Raw genomic sequence first — 253 nt, forward strand, 5'->3', positions numbered from 1 at the left:
GATACGTTGCGCATGGCTGGCCTGCGACCGATTCAAATTTGGGTGCCGGATACACGACGGCCGGACTTCGCTGAGGAATGCCGCCGTCAGTCCCGCCTCGTCGCTCAGACGGACATGGTCGATACAAATCTGCAACACTTCATGGATGAAGCCTTGGCGGACATGGAAGGCTGGACGGAATGATGCGGGGTGATTTTGTAACCATTGTCATGCAAGGCGACTTTGGTAAACCAAGACCCGCCTTGGTAATTCA

1 protein-coding gene and 1 pseudogene are annotated in these 253 nt (G+C 54.9%); both read left to right on the forward strand.

The window, feature by feature from the left end:
• Positions 1–12: 12 nt before the first annotated feature.
• Positions 13–183: an antitoxin MazE family protein gene (locus IV91_RS0114405; RefSeq protein WP_084190131.1), complete on the forward strand. Its 171-nt coding sequence runs from the start codon at positions 13–15 to the stop codon at positions 181–183.
• Positions 180–253, forward strand: a pseudogene (locus IV91_RS19900) (type II toxin-antitoxin system PemK/MazF family toxin); the annotation flags it as partial. The gene IV91_RS0114405 and the pseudogene IV91_RS19900, both read left to right, overlap by 4 nt.

This window comes from Ferrovum myxofaciens, from assembly GCF_000735045.1.
In the GTDB taxonomy this organism is placed as follows: domain Bacteria; phylum Pseudomonadota; class Gammaproteobacteria; order Burkholderiales; family Ferrovaceae; genus Ferrovum; species Ferrovum myxofaciens.

What these genes read in the sequence shown, in the direction of transcription:
- IV91_RS0114405 (WP_084190131.1), top strand. Translation starts at nt 13, where the DNA reads ATGGCTGGCCTGCGACCGATTCAAATTTGGGTGCCGGATACACGACGG.